2 protein-coding genes are annotated in these 2,911 nt (G+C 55.9%); one reads left to right on the forward strand and one right to left on the reverse strand.

The annotated features are described in order from the left end of the window. Positions 1-450: hypothetical protein (locus tag GGD61_RS40295; protein WP_210311359.1), on the forward strand; the 450-nt coding region annotated here is incomplete at its 5' end. 49 nt (positions 451-499) lie between these two features. Here the strand turns inward: GGD61_RS40295 and GGD61_RS40010 are convergent. After that, complete coding sequence (locus GGD61_RS40010; RefSeq protein WP_312012862.1) at positions 500-1,633, reverse strand: nucleotidyltransferase family protein; 1,134 nt, start codon at positions 1,631-1,633, stop codon at positions 500-502. Positions 1,634-2,911: the final 1,278 nt, after the last annotated feature.

The raw sequence follows: 2,911 nt of genomic DNA on the forward strand, positions 1-2,911 counted from the left end.
TGGGAGTACGTTGGGAACTACAATGGAAGCAGCGGTGGCCCATACCACGGGACCGTTACTCAATCGAACAACGCAAATATGGTGACCGGGACCTATTTCAGGCAGAATGGGACGTCAATTAGACGAGTTGTTGGCTCCCGTTCAGCCGACGACGGTGCCATTGCTTCTATTGTAACGCTTGACTTCAGCGCGGCAGTGACGGTCTCAGGCGGCACCCCCACCCTTACGCTCAGCGATGGCGGAGTCGCGACGTATACTGGAGGGTCCGGCACAACTGCCCTTACCTTCAGTTGCACGGTCGCATCCGAACAGAAATCATCGTTACCGGTGACAGCGGTCAACCTCAACGGTGCGAGCGTGAAGAACACGTTCGGCCGGATAGTGGACCTGGCGCTCAAGGGGATTCCCCAGTTTGCCCCGCAGTCGGGCGTGCGTGCGCACAGGGATTAGCTTTGTTCCGTTAGTCCGCCTCGCTCGAGGTTGCCGGAGAACTTCTAAGCTAGGCCTTGCCCGTCCGACGCTCGTGAGACAGCCACAGCAGCCAGTCCAACGTACTGCTCTTCGGGAGCGCCCATTTGCGATCGCCGACAATCGCTTCTCCTTTAGTCCATGCGCCGAGCCCATTGCGATAATTGCAGTAATCGAGAGCCGTGATGGGTAGCAGCGCCTGACGCAATAGCGGAAATCTTACTTGGGCCAACCGCCGCCAGTGCTGAAGGAGAGGGATAAATCGGCTGCGCATGCGAACAGGTACGTCGACGTCGAGCAGAGAATAGAGCGCGACCAAGTGAGTTTCGAGGGCGTTCCTCGCAAGCTTATCCGGGGCAAAAGACGCTAGCAGATTCCAATCGATACCTTCGGGAGAATGAGCTAATTCTCTCAATTCCAAAAGGTGCCGTAGATCGAGATCGCCACTCCAATAATCGGAATCTTGAAACTGATCGTGGACCGCCAGGATCAGAGCCCCATAGGTTGCAGACGGTATGTAGACCGATCCTCGGCCGATATGCGCGATGGTGCAATGTTGCTTCACATCGCCTGACGCGCGGTAAAAAAATGCGGGCCCGGGAGGAGCTCGGTGCAAATCAATCATGCCCACGTCACAAACTCTTTTGAGGTCTACGTGCCAATTTCCTACCGCATCCGCTGGGGGCTGATATTCGATCGTGTAGCCCAGGGCAAGGAGAGCTCTCAACGTCGGTTCGGTCTCGTCGGGCGAAACCATGATATCGAGATCACACATCAGCTTTAAGCCATGGTCCGCTTGAGGCGCCGTCGCAAGGATAGCGGCGCCCTTTAGCAATACGGGAATAACGCCCCGATCGTTTATTGCCCCTACCACCTCAGCCAGCTGATCGACTAGGCGCCCGTTGCGTATTACATTGCGCTCGAACAATTGCTCAACGTAGAAGTAGACATCCTCAGGGATCTGATCTTTGAAACGGGTAGCAAACCGCATCAAAGCAGGCGTTGTCAGTGTTTGGTTCGCCAGGCCGAGGAGCGAGATCCAGTCCGGGTCTTTCGGGACGCGGCCTCGTAAGCATTCGCTCCAGTGAACTAGGCACCGGCTATGGTTAGCCCTCATAAAACCTAACAATAGCCCTCCTTGAGCAGCACTCGACGTTGAGCTCACGCGTGTCCTCGCAGGTATTATCTGCCGCCTGGTGGCTTGGCAAACCGGTGAACGCGGCCATCTTGTTGATTCCGGATATCCTTTGAGCCGTGTTGGCCCGTCAATTAATGCGGGCCGCCTGAGTGAAAATATTCCGACCTGTAGCCATTTTGCCCGATATTAAATGTGTGCGCAATTAAATTTATTAGATGTTTGCTGCGGCTGGTGCCGCTTGAATGGTCGACCCGTCCGGCAGGCGCGAAGAAGACAAGACCAGATCCACGCTGTGTTGTACCGGCGCGCCCGCCGCTCTGTTTGCTGTAGGCCGACAAAGCAGTCAGTTCGATCATTCGCGTTGCGGCGATGAAGGTCCCTTGATCCGGGCTCGTATTGTCGCCGGCGCATTCGCCAACGTGTCGGCGGTGCAACGACGATACTCTGGTGGACGACGGTCGCCGGGAGTCTTTTCGGGGGACGGGGTGTTATCATCTCCGAAGTGTCTGCTTCGCCATTGCCAGGCAAACGCCGCAGCTGAGGCCGCGATCAAGCGCCGGCATGGAGAATGAGGATCCGTGCTCCGACGACGTGGAATGGGTTGGACGGATCTTTCCTATCCCGACAGGCGGCCGGACGCGTGCGGACCGGATTCATTGGCGGCTCGAAAGCGGTTTGCCGGGTGAGGTCGCCGCCGGTTTCCAGAGCACGCAGAGGTCAGGTTCGTCAGGGCGGATAACATCGGCTTTAATCGGCCCGAGTACCTACGCTCAATCCTCAAGCAGCCCTCCTGAAGAAGGCATATACGCACCGAGTTGCGCGAAGACAGCATGCTGCTGTACCCGACGTACCTTTCAGATTAGTCGCGTGCAACCGGTTCGCACCGGATGCTTTGGCGTCAATTCTTTTGTTCGGTTAAGTGGCAATGGTCGTATGAGAGGTCGTAGGAAATTCTTTTTTAAATGAGCGAATTTATTTTCTCAATGGAAAGAGCGAGGAGCTTGTTTTTAAACCGCGATATTTGGCGGTGGATGACTTAAATGACCTTCGCGCAGCCGCTATGTCGTCCAAAAAAAGCCTCCGCTGAACGGTCATCACTCGCTCGTTCGTGTCGCGCCTGCTGTTTCGTGCTTTGGGGTTCGGAATTGAGTGCGTGCACGAGAAGCAAACTTTCTCAAACTACGAACTAGGGGATATGAATGGCTATTAACGACGGATTGGCCAATGCACCTGCCAACACACCGCAGCTGCCAAACTTGCTGAGCGGGTATTCGGTCCGGCCGACCTGGAATGTTGCGGGCGTCG

Source organism: Bradyrhizobium sp. SBR1B (assembly GCF_014198205.1).
Classification (GTDB): Bacteria; Pseudomonadota; Alphaproteobacteria; order Rhizobiales; family Xanthobacteraceae; genus Bradyrhizobium.